This window comes from uncultured Microscilla sp. (assembly GCF_947493425.1).
In the GTDB taxonomy this organism is placed as follows: domain Bacteria; phylum Bacteroidota; class Bacteroidia; order Cytophagales; family Microscillaceae; genus Microscilla.
Window position 1 is genome coordinate 1 of sequence record NZ_CANLRP010000069.1, and the last position, 18508, is coordinate 18508.

At 45.3% G+C, this 18508-nt stretch carries 6 protein-coding genes; 4 read left to right on the top strand and 2 right to left on the bottom strand.

The annotated features are described in order from the left end of the window. Window positions 1–6: 6 nt before the first annotated feature. The 4 genes from Q0954_RS17595 (at window position 7) to Q0954_RS17610 (ending at window position 16145) form a co-directional block, all read left to right on the top strand. Window positions 7–11694, top strand: coding sequence for a gliding motility-associated C-terminal domain-containing protein (locus Q0954_RS17595; protein WP_299458811.1), 11688 nt, complete (start codon window positions 7–9; stop codon window positions 11692–11694). Window positions 11695–11782: 88 nt separating this feature from the next. After that, window positions 11783–12730, top strand: coding sequence for a type IX secretion system membrane protein PorP/SprF (locus Q0954_RS17600; protein WP_299458812.1), 948 nt, complete (start codon window positions 11783–11785; stop codon window positions 12728–12730). Window positions 12731–13050: 320 nt separating this feature from the next. Further along, window positions 13051–15030 carry an OmpA family protein gene (locus tag Q0954_RS17605; RefSeq protein WP_299458813.1) on the top strand — a complete coding sequence of 660 codons (1980 nt, stop codon included), beginning with the start codon at window positions 13051–13053 and terminating at the stop codon, window positions 15028–15030. Between the two features lie 500 nt (window positions 15031–15530). Then, window positions 15531–16145, top strand: a complete 615-nt coding sequence (locus Q0954_RS17610; protein WP_299458814.1) for a MarC family protein — start codon at window positions 15531–15533, stop codon at window positions 16143–16145. 319 nt (window positions 16146–16464) lie between these two features. Here the strand turns inward: Q0954_RS17610 and Q0954_RS17615 are convergent, their stop codons facing one another. Both Q0954_RS17615 and Q0954_RS17620 read right to left on the bottom strand, forming a co-directional pair. Next, window positions 16465–17574 (bottom strand): BamA/TamA family outer membrane protein, encoded by a 1110-nt coding sequence (locus tag Q0954_RS17615; protein WP_299458815.1) that lies wholly within the window; start codon window positions 17572–17574, stop codon window positions 16465–16467. Next, window positions 17574–18239, bottom strand: coding sequence for a hypothetical protein (locus Q0954_RS17620; RefSeq protein WP_299458816.1), 666 nt, complete (start codon window positions 18237–18239; stop codon window positions 17574–17576). The genes Q0954_RS17615 and Q0954_RS17620 overlap by 1 nt, the downstream gene beginning before the upstream one ends. Window positions 18240–18508: the final 269 nt, after the last annotated feature.

Genomic DNA, 18508 nt, shown 5'->3' on the forward strand with positions numbered 1-18508 from the left:
CCTACTGTGGCATCAGTAACGGGAGGCGACCAAACCTTGTGTAATGTAACAACAGCCAATATCACTGGAAACACGCCTACAGTAGGCACTGGCCAGTGGGTGAAAGTATCGGGTCCAGGTACGATTACCAATGTGAATGCGGCCACTACCACAGTGACTGGCATCAACAGTACCATTCCCACAGTGGTGCGTTGGTTGATCACAAGTGGAGCTTGTACTTCACAAGAAGACATTACGATTACGGTAAGTCCTAACCCTACTGTGGCATCAGTAACGGGAGGCGACCAAACCTTGTGTAATGTAACAACAGCCAATATCACTGGAAACACGCCAACGGTAGGTACCGGTCAATGGGTGAAAGTATCGGGACCGGGTGGTATTACGAATGTTAACGCAGCCACTACTACGGTGACAGGTTTGAACAGCACTACGCCCACTGTAGTAAAGTGGGTAATTACAAGTGGTGCTTGTAATTCAGAAGATCAAATTACGATTACAGTAAGTCCAACGCCTACTACGGCGGCCATCACTGGGGGTGACCAAACATTGTGTAACGTAACAACAGCAAATATCACTGGAAATACGCCTACCGTAGGCACTGGTCAGTGGGTGAAAGTATCGGGTCCTGGTACGATTACGAATGTAAATGTGGTCTCTACTACGGTGACAGGTTTGAACAGCACAACCCCAACGGTGGTACGCTGGGAAATCACCAGTGGGGCTTGTACCTCTCAAGATGACATTAATATTACGGTAAGCCCAACACCTACCACTGCATCAGTAACAGGTGGCGATCAAACACTTTGTAATGTAACGACGGCCAATATTAGTGGCAATACGCCTACGGTAGGTACCGGAGCTTGGGTGAAAGTATCGGGACCGGGTGGTATTACGAATGTTAACGCAGCCACTACTACGGTGACTGGCTTGAATACAACTACGCCTACGGTGGTGAAGTGGGTCATTACAAGTGGGGCTTGTAACTCAGAAGACCAAATCACGATTACCGTGAATGAGGCTGCCACGATTGCGGCGGCAGGTGCCGATCAAAACTTATGTAATGTAACCACAGCCACACTTGCTGCAAATAACCCCACGGTGGGTACCGGAGCCTGGCAAATTGTATCGGGTCCTGGAACCATTGCGGGAGCAGACTTGAACAACCCGAATGCACCTATTACTGGATTGAGTACCACTACCTCTACGGTAGCCCGTTGGGTAATCACCAATGGAAGCTGCAATTCACAAGATGAGGTGACCATTACGGTAAGCCCTGCACCTACTACGGCGGCAGTAACTGGTGGTGACCAAACGCTTTGTAATGTAACCAGCACGACCATTACCGGAAACACGCCTGCGGTGGGTACCGGAGCTTGGGTGAAAGTATCTGGTCCTGGTACGATTACCAATGTGAACAGCACCACAACAACGGTGACAGGTTTGACTACGACTACTCCTACGTTTGTAAAATGGACAATTAGCAACGGAAGTTGTACTGCTTCTGAAAACCAAATCAGCATTACAGTAGATGCAGCACCTACGGTGTCTAATGCAGGCACGAACCAAACCTTGTGTAATGCAACCACGGCAACAATGGCGGCGAATAACCCCACAGTGGGTACCGGCGCTTGGGTAAAAGTATCTGGTCCTGGTACCATAGCGGCGGCCGAGGTAAACAACCCAACTGCTCAGATCACTGGTTTAACAGCTGGTTCTACTACCCGCTATCAGTGGGTGATCAGTAACGGGGTTTGTACCAATTCCAGCAGTACAGTAGACATTATTGTAGATGCTTTGCCAACTGTGGCCGCAGTAACCGGAGGCAACCAAGACTTATGTAATGTAACTACTACCAATATCACTGGAAATACCCCGACAGTGGGTACTGGTCAGTGGGTGAAGGTATCAGGTCCTGGAACGATTACGAATGTAAATGCGGCTACTACTACGGTGACAGGTTTGACTAGCACTACTCCAACTGTAGTGAAATGGGTGATTAGTAATGGAAGTTGTACCGATTCTGAGAGCCAAATCAGCATCAATGTAAATGCTACGCCTACGGTGGCCAATGCCGGGGGCAACCAAACGCTTTGTAATGTGACCACGGCTAATATCAGTGGAAACCCTCCCACGGTAGGTACTGGTCAATGGGTGAAGGTATCAGGTCCTGGTACGATTGCCAATGTGAACGCGGCCTCTACCACGGTGAATGGCTTGAACACAACTACGCCAACTGTGGTGAAGTGGGTGATTAGTAATGGTACCTGTACCGATTCGGAAGATCAAATTACTTTGACTGTCAGCCCTACTCCAACTGTAGCCAATGCTGGAAGCGATCAAACGTTGTGTAACGTGACCACAGCTACGCTTGCTGCGAATAACCCGACGGTGGGTACTGGAACCTGGCAAATTGTATCAGGTCCTGGTTCTATTGCGGGGGCAGACTTGAACAATCCGAATGCCCCTATTACTGGTTTGAGCACCACTACTCCTACGGTAGCTCGTTGGGTGATTACCAGCGGAAGCTGCACCTCACAAGATGAAGTAACCATTACGGTAAGCCCAACGCCTACTACGGCAGCAGTAACAGGTGGCGACCAAACCTTGTGTAATGTAACCACTACCACTATTACTGGCAACACGCCTACGGTAGGTACCGGAGCTTGGGTGAAGGTGTCAGGACCTGGCACGATTACGAATGTAAATGCGGCTTCTACCACGGTGACTGGCTTGACTAGTACCACACAAACGGTGGTACGTTGGGAAATTACTAGTGGAGCTTGCAATTCACAAGACGACATCAACATTACAGTAAGCCCAACACCTACTACGGCATCGGTGACAGGTGGTGACCAGACGCTTTGTAACGTAACAACAGCAAATATCACTGGAAATACGCCTACCATAGGCACTGGTCAGTGGGTGAAAGTATCGGGTCCTGGTACGATTACGAATGTAAATGTGGTCTCTACTACGGTGACAGGTTTGAACAGCACAACCCCAACGGTGGTACGTTGGGAAATCACTAGTGGGGCTTGTACCTCTCAAGATGACATTAATATTACGGTAAGCCCAACACCTACCACTGCATCAGTAACAGGTGGTGACCAAACGCTTTGTAATGTAACAACGACCAATATCAGTGGCAATACGCCAACGGTAGGTACCGGTCAATGGGTGAAAGTATCGGGACCGGGTGGTATTACGAATGTTAACGCAGCCACTACTACGGTGACTGGCTTGAATACAACTACGCCTACGGTGGTGAAGTGGGTTATTACAAGTGGGGCTTGTAACTCGGAAGACCAAATCACGATTACCGTGAATGAGGCTGCCACTATTGCGGCGGCAGGTGCCGATCAAAACTTATGTAATGTGACCACGGCCACACTTGCTGCGAATAACCCCACGGTGGGTACCGGAGCCTGGCAAATTGTATCGGGTCCTGGAACAATTTCGGGAGCGCAGTTGAATAACCCGAATGCACCTATTACTGGATTGAGTACCACTACGCCTACGGTAGCCCGTTGGGTAATCACCAATGGAAGCTGCAATTCACAAGATGAGGTGACCATTACGGTAAGCCCTGCACCTACTACGGCGGCAGTAACTGGTGGCGACCAAACGCTTTGTAATGTAACCAGCACGACCATTACCGGAAACACGCCTACGGTGGGTACCGGAGCTTGGGTGAAAGTATCTGGTCCGGGAACAATCACCAATGTAAATAGTACTACAACAACGGTGACTGGCTTGAATAGCACCAATCCTACTGTGGTACGTTGGGTGATTACAAGTGGTGTTTGTAGCTCACAAGATCAGATGACAATCACAGTAAACGCTGCTCCAACCGTGGCTAATGCGGGGGTTGATCAGAGTTTATGTAATGTAACCACAGCCACACTTTCGGCAAATACGCCCACCGTAGGTACTGGAACCTGGACAGTAGTTTCTGGTCCTGGAACGATTGCTGGGGCACAGCTGAACAACCCAAATGCACCTATTACAGGCTTGAACAGTACTACCCCCACGGTAGTACGTTGGGTGGTAAGCACGGGTGCTGGCTGTAGCTCACAAGACGATGCCACCATATCAGTAGATGCCTTGCCAACAGCGGCAGCAGTAACTGGTGGCAACCAAGACTTATGTAATGTAACCACGACCAACATTACTGGAAATACCCCGACAGTGGGTACCGGAATTTGGGTGAAGGTATCTGGTCCTGGCACGATTACCAACGTGAATGCAGCTTCTACCACAGTGACAGGTTTGACTAGCACTACTCCAACTGTAGTGAAATGGGTAATCAGCAACGGAAGTTGTACCGATTCTGAGAGCCAAATCAGCATCAATGTAAATGCTACGCCTACGGTGGCCAATGCCGGAGGCAACCAAACGCTTTGTAATGTGACCACGGCTAATATCAGTGGCAACACGCCTACGGTAGGTACTGGTCAATGGGTGAAAGTATCAGGTCCTGGAACGATTGCCAATGTGAATGCGGCCTCTACCACGGTGAATGGTTTGAACAGTACGACACCTACCGTGGTGAAGTGGGTAATTAGTAATGGTACTTGTACCGATTCGGAAGACCAAATTACTTTGACTATAGAGGCACTGCCTACGGTAGCCAATGCCGGAAGTGACCAAACGCTTTGTAATGTGACCACGGCGAGTATTACCGGAAACGCCCCTGCGGTAGGTACCGGAGCTTGGGTGAAAGTATCTGGTCCGGGAACGATCACCAACGTGAATGCGGCGTCTACCACGGTGACTGGATTGACTAGTACTACCCCTACTGTAGTGAAGTGGGTAATCAGTAATGGAAGTTGCACCGATTCGGAAGACCAGATTAGCCTGAGTGTAGACGCCTTGCCCACGGTGGCATCGGTGACTGGTGGTGACCAAACATTGTGTAATGTGACTACGGCAAATATCAGTGGCAATACGCCTACGGTAGGTACTGGAGCTTGGGTGAAAGTATCAGGTCCGGGAGCGATTGCGAATGTAAACCTGGCAAGCACCAGTGTAACTGGTTTGAACAGTACTACGCCAACTGTGGTGAAGTGGGTAATCAGCAATGGCACCTGTACCGATTCGGAAGACCAAATCACGATTACGGTAAATGAAGCGGCCACGATTGCGGCGGCAGGTGCCGATCAAAACTTATGTAATGTGACCACGGCCACACTTGCTGCGAATAACCCCACAGTGGGTACCGGAGCCTGGCAAATTGTATCGGGTCCTGGAACCATTGCGGGAGCAGACTTGAACAACCCGAATGCGCCTATTACTGGATTGAGTACCACTACGCCTACGGTAGCCCGTTGGGTAATCACCAATGGAAGCTGCAATTCACAAGATGAGGTGACCATTACGGTAAGCCCTGCACCTACTACGGCGGCAGTAACTGGTGGCGACCAAACGCTTTGTAATGTAACCAGCACAACCATCACTGGCAACACGCCTGCGGTGGGTACCGGAGCTTGGGTGAAAGTATCTGGTCCTGGAACGATTACCAATGTAAACAGTGCGACCACTACAGTGACAGGTTTGACTACAACTACTCCTACTTTTGTAAAATGGACAATTAGCAACGGAAGTTGTGCTGCTTCTGAAAATCAAATCAGCATTACAGTAGATGCAGCACCCACAGTATCTAATGCTGGTACCAATCAAACCTTGTGTAATGTAACTACGGCAACCATGGCGGCAAATACGCCTGCGGTAGGCACCGGAGCTTGGGTGAAAGTATCTGGTCCGGGCACCATAGCGGCGGCCGAGGTAAACAACCCAACGGCTCAGATCACTGGTTTGACGGCTGGTTCGACTACCCGCTATCAGTGGGTGATCAGTAACGGGGTTTGTACCAATTCCAGCAGTACAGTAGACATTATTGTAGATGCTTTGCCAACTGTGGCCGCAGTAACCGGAGGCAACCAAGACTTATGTAATGTAACCACCACCAACATTACTGGAAATACTCCGACAGTGGGTACCGGAATTTGGGTGAAGGTATCAGGTCCTGGAACGATTACGAATGTAAATGCGGCTACTACTACGGTGACAGGTTTGACTAGCACTACTCCAACTGTAGTGAAATGGGTAATCAGCAACGGTAGTTGTACTGATTCTGAGAGCCAGATCAGCATCAATGTAAATGCTACGCCTACGGTAGCCAATGCCGGAGGCAACCAAACGCTTTGTAATGTGACCACGGCCAATATCAGTGGCAACACGCCTACGGTAGGTACTGGTCAATGGGTGAAGGTATCAGGTCCTGGTACGATTGCCAATGTGAATGCGGCCTCTACCACGGTGAATGGCTTGAACACAACTACGCCAACTGTGGTGAAGTGGGTAATCAGCAATGGTACCTGTACCGATTCGGAAGACCAAATTACCTTGACCATAGAAGCACTGCCTACGGTAGCCGATGCCGGAAGTGACCAAACGCTTTGTAATGTGACCACGGCGAGTATTACCGGAAACGCCCCTGCGGTAGGTACCGGAGCTTGGGTGAAGGTATCGGGTCCGGGCACGATCACCAACGTGAATGCAGCTTCTACCACGGTCACTGGCTTGAACAGTACCACTCCTACATTAGTGAAGTGGGTAATCAGTAATGGAAGTTGCACCGATTCGGAAGACCAGATTAGCCTGAGTGTAGACGCCTTGCCCACGGTGGCATCGGTGACTGGTGGTGACCAAACATTGTGTAATGTGACTACGGCCAATATTAGTGGCAATACGCCTACGGTAGGTACTGGAGCTTGGGTGAAAGTATCAGGTCCTGGTACGATTGCGAATGTAAATGCGGCTTCTACCACGGTGAATGGCTTGAACAGTACTACGCCAACTGTGGTGAAGTGGGTAATCAGCAATGGCACCTGTACCGATTCGGAAGACCAAATCACCATTACGGTAAATGAAGCGGCCACGATTGCGGCAGCCGGTGCCGATCAAAACTTATGTAATGTGACCACGGCCACACTTGCTGCAAATAACCCCACGGTGGGTACCGGAGCCTGGCAAATTGTATCGGGTCCTGGCACCATTGCAGGAGCAGACTTGAACAACCCGAATGCACCTATTACTGGATTGAGTACCACTACGCCTACGGTAGCCCGTTGGGTAATCACCAATGGAAGCTGCAATTCACAAGACGAGGTGACCATTACGGTAAGCCCTGCACCTACTACGGCGGCAGTAACTGGTGGCGACCAAACGCTTTGTAATGTAACCAGCACGACCATTACCGGAAACACGCCTACGGTGGGTACCGGAGCTTGGGTGAAAGTATCTGGTCCGGGAACGATTACCAATGTAAACAGTGCGACCACTACGGTGACAGGTTTGACTACAACTACTCCTACGTTTGTAAAATGGACAATTAGCAACGGAAGTTGTACTGCTTCTGAAAACCAAATCAGCATTACAGTAGATGCAGCACCTACGGTGTCTAATGCAGGTACGAACCAAACCTTGTGTAATGTAACCACGGCAACAATGGCGGCAAATACGCCTGCGGTGGGCACCGGAGCTTGGGTGAAGGTATCGGGTCCGGGTACCATAGCGGCGGCTGAGGTAAACAACCCTACGGCTCAGATCACTGGTTTAACAGCTGGTTCTACTACTCGTTATCAGTGGGTGATCAGTAATGGGGTTTGTACCAATTCCAGCAGTACGGTAGACATTATTGTAGATGCTTTGCCGACTGCTGCCAATGCAGGTACCGACCAAACATTGTGTGGGGTAACTACGGCTAATTTATCGGCCAATGCCCCAACTGTAGGCACCGGAACTTGGTCAGTAGTATCTGGGCCAGGAACGATTGCAGCGCCACAGTTAAATAATCCAAATGCGACGGTCACTGGTTTGAGTACTACTACACCAACTATACTGAAGTGGATGGTGACCAATAGTACTTGTAACTCTGAAGATCAGGTAACCATTACAGTAGATGCGACACCAACAGTAGCCAATGCAGGGGGTAACCAACAATTATGTGGGGTAAATACTACCACCACGACAAACCTTGCCGCGAATGCTCCAACAGTGGGTACAGGAACCTGGACAGTAGTGTCAGGGTCGGGAAGCTTTGGTAATGCCAATGTGCCTACTACTACAGTTTCTGGTTTATCGTATGGAGCCAATGTATTCCGTTGGACCATTAGCAATGGTGCTACTTGTACACCCTCTATGGCTGATGTAACGATTACCTTATTTCAACCACCAACTACTGCCAATGCTGGGTTGAACCAAAGCTTATGTGGACCGAACACCACTACTACGGCAAATTTGGCGGCAAACACACCCACGGTGGGTACGGGTGCTTGGACTGTAGTGTCTGGTACGGGTTCATTTAGCAATGTCAATGCGGCCAATGCGACGGTCTCTGGACTGTCTTATGGAGCCAATGTATTCCGTTGGACAGTAACCAATGGTACTTGTGCACCATCTGCCTCTGATGTGACGATTACCTTGTTTGAGCCACCAAGCACGGCAAATGCTGGCAGTAACCAAAGCCTATGTGGGCTCAACACTACTACTACGGCCACGCTCAACGCTACTAATCCAGCGGTAGGTACGGGTACTTGGACTATAGTATCTGGTACAGGTTCATTTAGCAATGTCAATGCGGCCAATGCAACGGTTTCGGGCTTGTCTTATGGCGCCAATGTGTTCCGTTGGACAGTAACCAATGGCAATTGTACACCAACGGTTGCTGATATAACAGTTACCTTGTTTGAGCCACCAAGTACAGCCAATGCAGGGGTAAGCCAAACTTTGTGTGGAGTAAACACCAGTACCACAGCAAGCATTACTGCCAACACACCTACAGCTGGTTCGGGAACCTGGACAGTAATTTCGGGAAGTGGGGTATTTGCCAATGCCAATACGCCTAATACTACTATTTCGGGCTTGTCTTATGGCGCCAATGTATTCCGTTGGACAATCAGCAATGGCTCTTGCCCAACGTCTAGCTCTGATGTAACCATTACATTAAATCAGCCACCTACCAATGCCAATGCTGGGGCAGATCAGGTTTTGTGTGGCTTGACAGGAGCAACGAGTACAAGCCTTGCCGCGAATAACCCTACGGTAGGCACTGGAACTTGGACGGTGGTATCTGGTACAGGGTCGTTTAGCAATGCCAATGCGTCCAATGCCACAGTTTCGGGCTTGTCTTACGGTACCAATGTATTCCGTTGGACAATTAGTAATGGTAATTGTACTCCGTCTGTATCTGATATGACTGTTACGTTGAATCAGCCGCCTACCACTGCCAATGCAGGAGGGGCTCAGACAGTATGTGCTACTACTGCTACATTGAATGCCAATACCCCAGCGGTAGGTACGGGAATGTGGACGTTGATTTCTGGAAGCGGAGCCGTTACCAATGCTACAAGCCCTATTACTACAGTTACTAACCTGGGAGTAGGTATTAACACCTTCCAGTGGACAATCAGCAATGGCAATTGTACCAATAGCACCGCTACGGTAACTATTACCCGTGAGGCTACCCCAACCACGGCAAACGCTGGCGCAGATCAAAGGGTATGTGGAACGTCAGTGACCTTGAATGGTAACAATCCAAGTGCTGGTACGGGTCAATGGACTTTGATAAGCGGCAGTGGTACTATTTCTAACGCAGCAAGCCCTAATACTACTGTGTCTAACCTGGGCATAGGAGTCAATGTATTTAAGTGGACAATCTCTAATGGCTCTTGTCCAGTTTCTGAATCAAATGTAAACATTACCAGGGATGCGCCGCCTACAACTTCTATTGCCGGAGGTAATCAAACAACTTGTGCCACTACGGTGAATCTTACAGGTAATACACCCACTACTGGTACTGGGCAATGGAGTATTGTGAGCGGTTCAGGTGTTATTACTGATCCTGGTAACCCTAATACGCAAGTATCTAACCTGGGTGTAGGGTTAAATATATTCCGTTGGACAATCACCAATACCTGTAGCAGTTCTTCGTCAAGCATTAGTGTTACCAAAGAAGCTACTCCAAGTACAGCAAACGCTGGCAGCAATCAGGTTGTTTGTGTAAACACGGCAACACTGACTGCTACCTCGCCCACCGTGGGTACTGGTAACTGGACGACTGTAGCAGGAACCGGAACCGTAACCAATCCTACGAGTCCTAACTCTGGGGTAACCGGATTGAGTGTAGGAGTAAATACCTTCCAATGGACAGTTTCTAACGGAAGTTGTACGCCGTCAGTGGCCAGTGTGAGCATCGTAAGAGATCAGGAGCCTACCATTGCAAGTGCGGGACCTGACCAAACACTTTGTGGAGCCACTACTGCCACTTTTGCTGCCAATAGCCCCACAGTGGGTACCGGACGCTGGACACAGGTTAGTGGTCCGGGTACGGCCAACATTATTAATCCAGGAGCAAACGTATCTGGAATCACTGGTTTGGTGGCTGGCTCTTATACTTTCCGTTGGACAATTACCAATGGAAGTTGTACTGCAAGCACTGACGATATGGTAATGAATGTGATTGCAGCACCTGTTACTACGGTTAATTTGCAAGTAAGCGATGCTACCTTCTGTATAGATCAACGGCCAGCTGTATTCAATATCACAGTGAGTAATACCGAAGCTGGTACAACCTATGAGTTAAGAAATGGGGCTACTGTACTTACCTCGCAAGTAAGTGCGGGTGGAACGCTTACATTTAGCAATTTGCCAACTCCCACAGCTTCGGCAACTTATGATGTATATGCAACTCCTGCGGCAGTAGGTGGTGCCTCTTGTCCATCCGAGAAGCTGGCTGATCGGGCGCAGATAACCATTGATAATTGTAATACACCAGTGGCAAATAACCTGACGCTGAAAACAGACAACTGTACAGACATTAACCTGAATTTGCTACCTGATTCAACCAATCAGGCGCAAGGTGGAGTTACCTTTGCTGTGACCGAAGCCAGAGATTTTGTAACGCCTACGGGAGGGATTGTCAATATGAGCGCCAATGGCACATTTAAGTATGAACCACGCACCGCCTTTATTGGGCGCGATAGTGTGTCTTACCAAGTGTGTAATTCTAACGGTAGTTGTGCTGACGGCAAAATCTATATCAGTATTGAGGCTTGTACCAACGATGCCCCCGAGGCCAAAGATGATGTGTACACCATTGATAATTGTAAGGTGCTCACGGGCAACGTGTTGCTAAATGATGTGGATGCCAACACCAATACCTTGAAAATAAGTATGGTAGGCTCGTTATTAACCAATCGTCGTGGAGTAGTTATACTTGAAGCAGACGGTGGGTTTACTTACACGCCTCCTGAGGACTTTGTGGGAATTGACACCCTGGCTTACCAAGTATGCGATGACGCTTCTATTAGTAAGTGTGATAGTGCCTTGCTCATTGTGAATGTGACTGAATGTGGACAAATATTTATTCCAAATGGCTTCTCGCCAAATGATGATGGTAAGAACGATACTTATGTGATTTTGGGAGTGGAAAAATACCAGGTAACATTTAGCGTGTACAACCGTTGGGGAAGTCGGGTATACTTTAATAAGGATTATAAAAATGACTGGAATGGTTTTGCCAACCAAGGCAACCTAAGCGGGCAACGTTTACCTGATGGTACTTACTATTATGTTATTGACTTGAACAATGGCCAAAAACCATCGGCTGCTTATTTGATTTTACAACGATAGAATATACCAACCTCAGCCCTTGCTTTGTGAGGGTTGAGGTTATTCAAACATAAAAATTTATAATACATTAAAAACGAACGGGCAAACTATGATGCACATTAAAAAATATGGTTTATTAAGCCTTTTGGTATTTTGGGGGCTTAGCCTGCTGTCGGTGCAGAAAGGACAGGCACAACAAGACGTACAATTTACCCAATACATGTTCAATGGATTGGCAATTAACCCAGCGTATGCAGGTAGTCGCGATGTGTTCAGTGTTACGGGATTGTTTCGTAAACAATGGACAGGCATTGAAGGAGCCCCGGTTACCCAAACGCTCTCTGGGCACTTGCCCCTTGTCAAAGATCGCATTGGTCTGGGGTTGACCTTGGTCAATGACAAAATAGGTATTACCAACAATTTTTCAATGATTGGTTCTTATGCCTTCCGGATCAGGTTTAATACTGGAGTATTGGCCATGGGTATTCAGGCAGCCATTACTCAGTTCAGGGCTAATTTTACTGATGTACGCTTTTCGGTAGACCCTACCAGTACCGACCCGGCGTTTGACCAGAATATCAATAAGACCCTGCCCAACTTTGGTACTGGCGTGTATTATTATACTGACAGGTTTTATGCGGGGTTGTCTGTACCTCAATTGATCAACTGGGACCTGGCAGATGGAAATATTTCTAATGCTCGTCAATCGAGGCACGTGTTTGCTACAGCAGGCTATGTGTTTGATGTATCGCCTACAGTGAAAATACGTCCTTCGCTGCTTGCCAAATATGTATCGGGTGCCCCTTTTTCTATAGACATAAACGCCAATGTATGGTTGTTTGACCGGTTTGCGGTAGGGGGGTCTTATAGAATAGGAGACGCAGTAAATTTATTAGCCGAAGCCCGTATTTCAAATAATATCTCGGTAGGGTATGCGTATGACCTTACCCTCACCCAGTTGGGGAGGTACAATTCGGGTAGCCATGAAATAATGTTACGAGTGGAGTTTGGGGTGGGCAAAGACAAAACCAAGATATTGACTCCCCGTTATTTTTAATAAAAGTGAGTTATCAGCTGCTAACTTAGTATGTACCAAGACAAAATTAAATATACCTAATATGCAAGTATAACTATCATATTATGAGAGAGTTATCTTTACTTGTAGCTTATAGCTAATTGCACCGATATTCATCGGTATCTAAGGACTTGCTGCTACTTAATGTTGCCGAAATAATGTCAGTAAATATTCTTTCGCCTTGTCTAGCGACTAAAATATACAGTTAAAATGGGGAAGTTATTTTGACTGCATTACTTAACAATTAACTGAAAATAAACTTAACCATTAATTACCCAGTGTTATTGAAAACAACTACAGGAATGAAAAAAGGAGTCTTGCTTATTATTATTTTAATGTGCTCGATGTGGGTACAGGCACAACGTACCCGTTTGCGTAAAGCAAATGTTGAATTCGCAAAGTTTAATTACAAAGAGGCCATTAAGTTATACGAAACTTACCTGGCAAAAAACCCTAGTAATAAAGAGGCACAAGCAAACCTGGCGCATTCTTATCGGAAGGTAAATGATAGTAAAAATGCCGAAAAATGGTATGCAGTGGTAGTAAACCACCCTAACACCAACCCTACCAACAAATTGTACTATGCCCAGGCATTGGCTATGAACGGGCGTTACAAAGAGTCACGCAAGTGGTATAAAATATACGCCAAAGAAGTAGGACATGATGAACGTGGGCATGTGTTTGAACAAACGTATCAGAACTTGGCGCAGTTTTATGAAGATGCCAGCAAGTATGAGGTAAGACTAGCACCATTTAATTCAAAAAAGGCAGACTTTAGCCCTATGTTTTATCGCAATGGCATTGTGTTTTGCTCTAGTAGAGAGCCTGATGAGGACAAAAGAAAAGACAAAAAAGAAAAACATGGGTGGAACGGTGATCGTTTCCTGGATTTGTACTACACCAGGGGAGGAGTGACTTCTCCTGAACCCTTTCATAAGGATCTTAACTCTCGTTATCACGAAGGACCTTTGAGTTTTTATAATGGAGAGAATTCGGTGGTATTTACCCGGAATAATTATTACAACGGCAAGTTTAAAAAGAGCAAAGAAGGGATAAATAAATTGAAGCTTTACCTTGCTACCATAGTGAGTGACAAATTTGCCGAGATTACCGAGTTTCCTTACAACGATGACGAATACTCGGTAGGTCACCCCACCTTAAGCAGTGATGGCACTACGTTGTATTTTGTATCTGATATGCCTGGTTCGCTAGGAGGCACCGATATTTTTAAGAGTACGCTTCAGGCAGGACAATGGGGACCTCCCCAAAACCTGGGTTCTGGCATTAATACCAAAGGAAATGAAATGTTTCCTTTTTTAGACGCTGATAATAATTTGTTTTTTGCGTCTAATGGACATGCTGGGCTGGGTGGACTGGACATATTTCTTGCGCGTAATATCAATGGGCATTTTGCCCCTCCCGAAAATCTGGGTGCCCCTGTAAATAGTAGTAAAGATGATTTTGGCTTTATCATGGACACTGATAAAAACGAAGGCTACTTTAGTTCTAATCGCGATGGGGGAGTGGGAGACGATGATATTTATTATTTTAAGCTGCACCCCTGTAAAATAGCTGCAGTAGTGGTAGATTCTGTGACAGGCAGAATGATTGATCGGGCTCACCTTGAAATCCACGAAGAAGATACCAAAAAACAGGTCATTCATGTAAATGCAAGCAAGTATTTATTTACACTACAAACCAAAATACGCACTAATTATTTAATCACTGCCTCGAAAGAGGGGTATGTGCCCAAAACCATAGAAATTACCCATCAACAATTGATTGACTGTAAAAACCAAGACCGTAAAATAGTAGATACGATTAAAATTGCCTTGGGTCCACCTATCATTGCACGCAAAACAGGTAAGCCGAGCAGGGGAGGTAACATATTACGGACGCCGCCAGGCAGAGGTTGGGACTCCACCAAGATTATCCAGGTAAAAACCATCTATTATGACTTAGACAAATACTTTATCCGACCCGATGCGGTAAAAACCTTGGACGAACTCTTGGTTATTTTGTATCGAAACCCAAAAATGCGCATTGGACTGTCGTCGCATACCGACTCGCGCAACACTTCTAAATACAATGTGCAATTGTCGCAAAGGCGTTCGCAGTCAGCGTTGCAGTATTTAGTGAGTCGTGGTATTAGCCCCCAACGCATTATTGTAGATTGGTTTGGTGAAACAAAATTAGTTACCCCTTGCCCAGACGGTGTACCTTGTAACGAAACTCAGCATCAGCTCAACCGACGTACCGAAGTGATTGTACTTGAAGAGTAGCTTTTGCTGGTTTTAATGTATTGAGATAATATGCCCATTGAAGTTCGATGGGCATGTTCTTTTATGTTTTAATTAACATAATGTTTGATTATAAAACAATACAAACGCCAAAGCAGCTACACATAATTATGTGAAAATAAAAAAAATGGGGGAGAATAGACAAAATAAAGTACTTTGTAATAAATTCAGGCTTTATTTAAAAGCGCTTTAATTCCTGTAGTTATTGCAGAATATATTGAAATAGAAACAGGGGAGGACAACCCATAAATATTGCCTACTTGTGACTTGTCAAATAATTATTCTAATATGGTATTGTGCTTATTTTAGGGTGGGTATGGTATGGTTTAAAATAGGGATGCAATAGTGCCTATACAATAAAACACTCCACTCCCTTTTTTGTTTAACATAAAAATGTCTTGCCAAGCAATTGCTAACAAAAATGAATAACTTTGCGAGACATTTTGAGATAAGGATAGTGCATACCCATAAAGCAAATATAGATGAGCGATTTGATTAATAGTTTTCTTTTTCTTGTAGCAGTGCTTGATCCCATTGGTTCTGTACCTGTATATTTAGAGGCGACTAAGGATTTTGATAAAAAGCATAAAAAGAAAATAGCTGTAAGAGCCTCATTCATTGCTTTCATGATTTTACTGGCTTTTATTGTCATTGGGCAGTTTTTTTTAGAAGGTATGTCCATTACTCTAGATGCCTTTAGAATATCGGGTGGACTAATTTTGTTTTTGTTTTCACTTACTATGATTTTTGGTGAGAGTAAACCTGAGTCGGAGAAACAACTGATTACTGATTATAAACACGTGACCATATTCCCCATTGCTATCCCCTCTATAGCTTCTCCAGGGGCTATTATGTCGGTGGTAATATTGACCGATAACCATATCTATACTATAGAGCAACAAATCGTTACCACTTTACTAGTGGCTTTGGTGGTTTTTCTTACCGCCCTCATACTGCTTGCCGCCGTAGCAGTTCAAAAAAGAATTGGAGACTATGGTATCATTATCATTAGTAAGGTGATGGGACTGATATTGGCTTCTTATGCAGTACAGAATATTTTGAGTGGTTTGAAAAACTTCTTTATGTCGGTAAAATAGCCTAAGAAAAGCAACAAAATGCCTTGCCCATGATGGACTAATGCTGGCGTAGTTCCGCTGAGCACCAATATACATTGGCATCTAAGGACTCGTAAGCTCGGTTCCTTAACAAGACCGTTGACTTTAGCCTGTTGCAGATGGCTTATGCGTCTGTTTTTTTTAATGCTCAACTCTTAAGAAACCGATGGCTTCCGTTGCTGGAGATTCGTCCAACATCTACTGGAGTTTGTCGTGCTTAAAAACACCCCTCACCAGCATTACAAACTCATCATTTTTAGCGCTGAAGACCTGATGATTTAACACATACTCTAAAGTCAAATTAAAATGCCTCGTTTACCCCAAAATAAATTCCACCATTGCCGTCTCTGTTGTACCCATAATCGAGCCTAAGCAAGGTGTTTTGGTCTTTTACAAATTTAAACCTAAATCCTCCTCCAAAACTGACCTTAAAGTCATCAAAAAGTCGATTTGGCACATCGCTTATGCCACCAATGATACCAAAGGCTGCCATGCTCCATCGGGAATGTAGCTGTAAACGGTATTCTAATTGACCCACATACATATGGTTATCGACAAACCTACCTCTAAAATAACCTCTCCCTCGTTGGCCACCTCCATACCAGGCTTTGCCCTGAAAGGGTACCACCCCAAATGTATTTTCAGAATATACTTGCATTGCCACAACACTACCTGTGCCAATGGATTGATAAGTACGAAAATCACCAATAAATTTGTTAAACCCAGATGTAGCCCCCCAATTTTCGCTGGAAAATTGAGTATCCATTCCAAAGAAAAATCCTTTTCGGGGAGATTCAATCATATCGCGGCTATCAAAATTAAATATAATGCTCAAACCACTGATGATAGCCCCATCACTACCTAAGATGTTGCCTTGAGCCAACAATCCACCTTCTGCAACCTCGGTAACTTGATGCATTTGAAGGTTTAATCCAATCCCAAAATTCAATAAAGGGGGAAGGCGTTTAAGAAATGAAGCCTTCACTTCGGTAGAGGTCATATTGTATCTTTCTTCATTAGATGCAGGGGTATCGTTTCCGACACCCCAAAAAGAATTAGGGAAGATTTTATACTTTGTCTCCACATCCAGAAAGTAATTTCCCCGACCAAAGTAAATTTGAGGCCTTACCTCTAGAGAAAGCTGTTGGTTAAGTGTATAGATAGCGCTCATCAAAATGTTAGAAGTCCGCGAATTATATACATTGGAATTATTTAATAGTATAAACTGGGCTCCACCACCAAAGCCAAAGTTTGTTTCAGGAGAGGTAAAGGCAATAGGTAAACCAATAATTTTCAGTTTCTTTTGTTTGCCAATGGTGTCAAGGCGATAAATAATATTATTTTCTTCTTCTTGGGCAAACGCTGAACAAAATGTCAAAGAGACAATGATCAGGGTAAAGAGTAGCTTCATTAAAAGAAATATTTATCCAGTATTACATTAAATCCAAATGAAAACAAAATACCCCCAAAGGCAATGTTTTCCCTTATCGTTAGCCCCGAAGGGTCTATCGATTTGTTGGCTACTACCCTAAAGGAGTTGATGTCTACTCCAAGGTCAAAAACAAGGTGATCAGTGATGGCGTAGGAATATCCTATACCTATTTCGCCTCCATACCCATTACCTCTGGTAACTTCTTTGATAGATGCTGTACCGTTCTGAATAATTGATTTTTGGAAGAAGCGTACGTAGCCAAATGCAATTGATATAAACACAGAGCCTTGCGAATTGTCAGATAGGTATTTTACAAATGTAGGAGCTGCAAATAGTGTTTCTGATTCATTTTCTGTAAATTCATTGTTATCGCTGGTTCGGGCAAGACCCAGACGAAAACCAGGCAAAAACCGCCCACCAGAAAATTTTCCGTTGAAGAATTCGATATGGTAACCATTCGAAAAAAAATTATTGCCACTACTACGACTACCACTGTTGGATTCTATACTACCAGATAGCCCGGTAAACCACCTGCCTTTTCTGAAAGGGGTTTGCGAGGAATCTGTTTTCGCTTCTTGGGCAGATAGATAAGTAGTACAAAAAAGTAAACAAGCTATGAAAATAAAAGTAGTTTTTTTTTTCATTAGGTGAAATATTTAGCACTTATGATTGGGGCAATATAGTAGAAAAACAAAGAGGCAACCTGATAAATCAGGAGTATTTTTTTGATCCTTTACAAAATACTCGGAAGGCTATAGTAATGGCCATTACTTCAAAAAATGCCTCGCCCCCAAGAAAAATCTCCACCTAAATTTTGCCTATTTTATTTCTTAATTGACCCCTAAATAGATGACGAGTGTTTTTTGTTGAAGGTCAGGTAAATGTGTTTAAACAAAAGTATATTTTCGCTTGA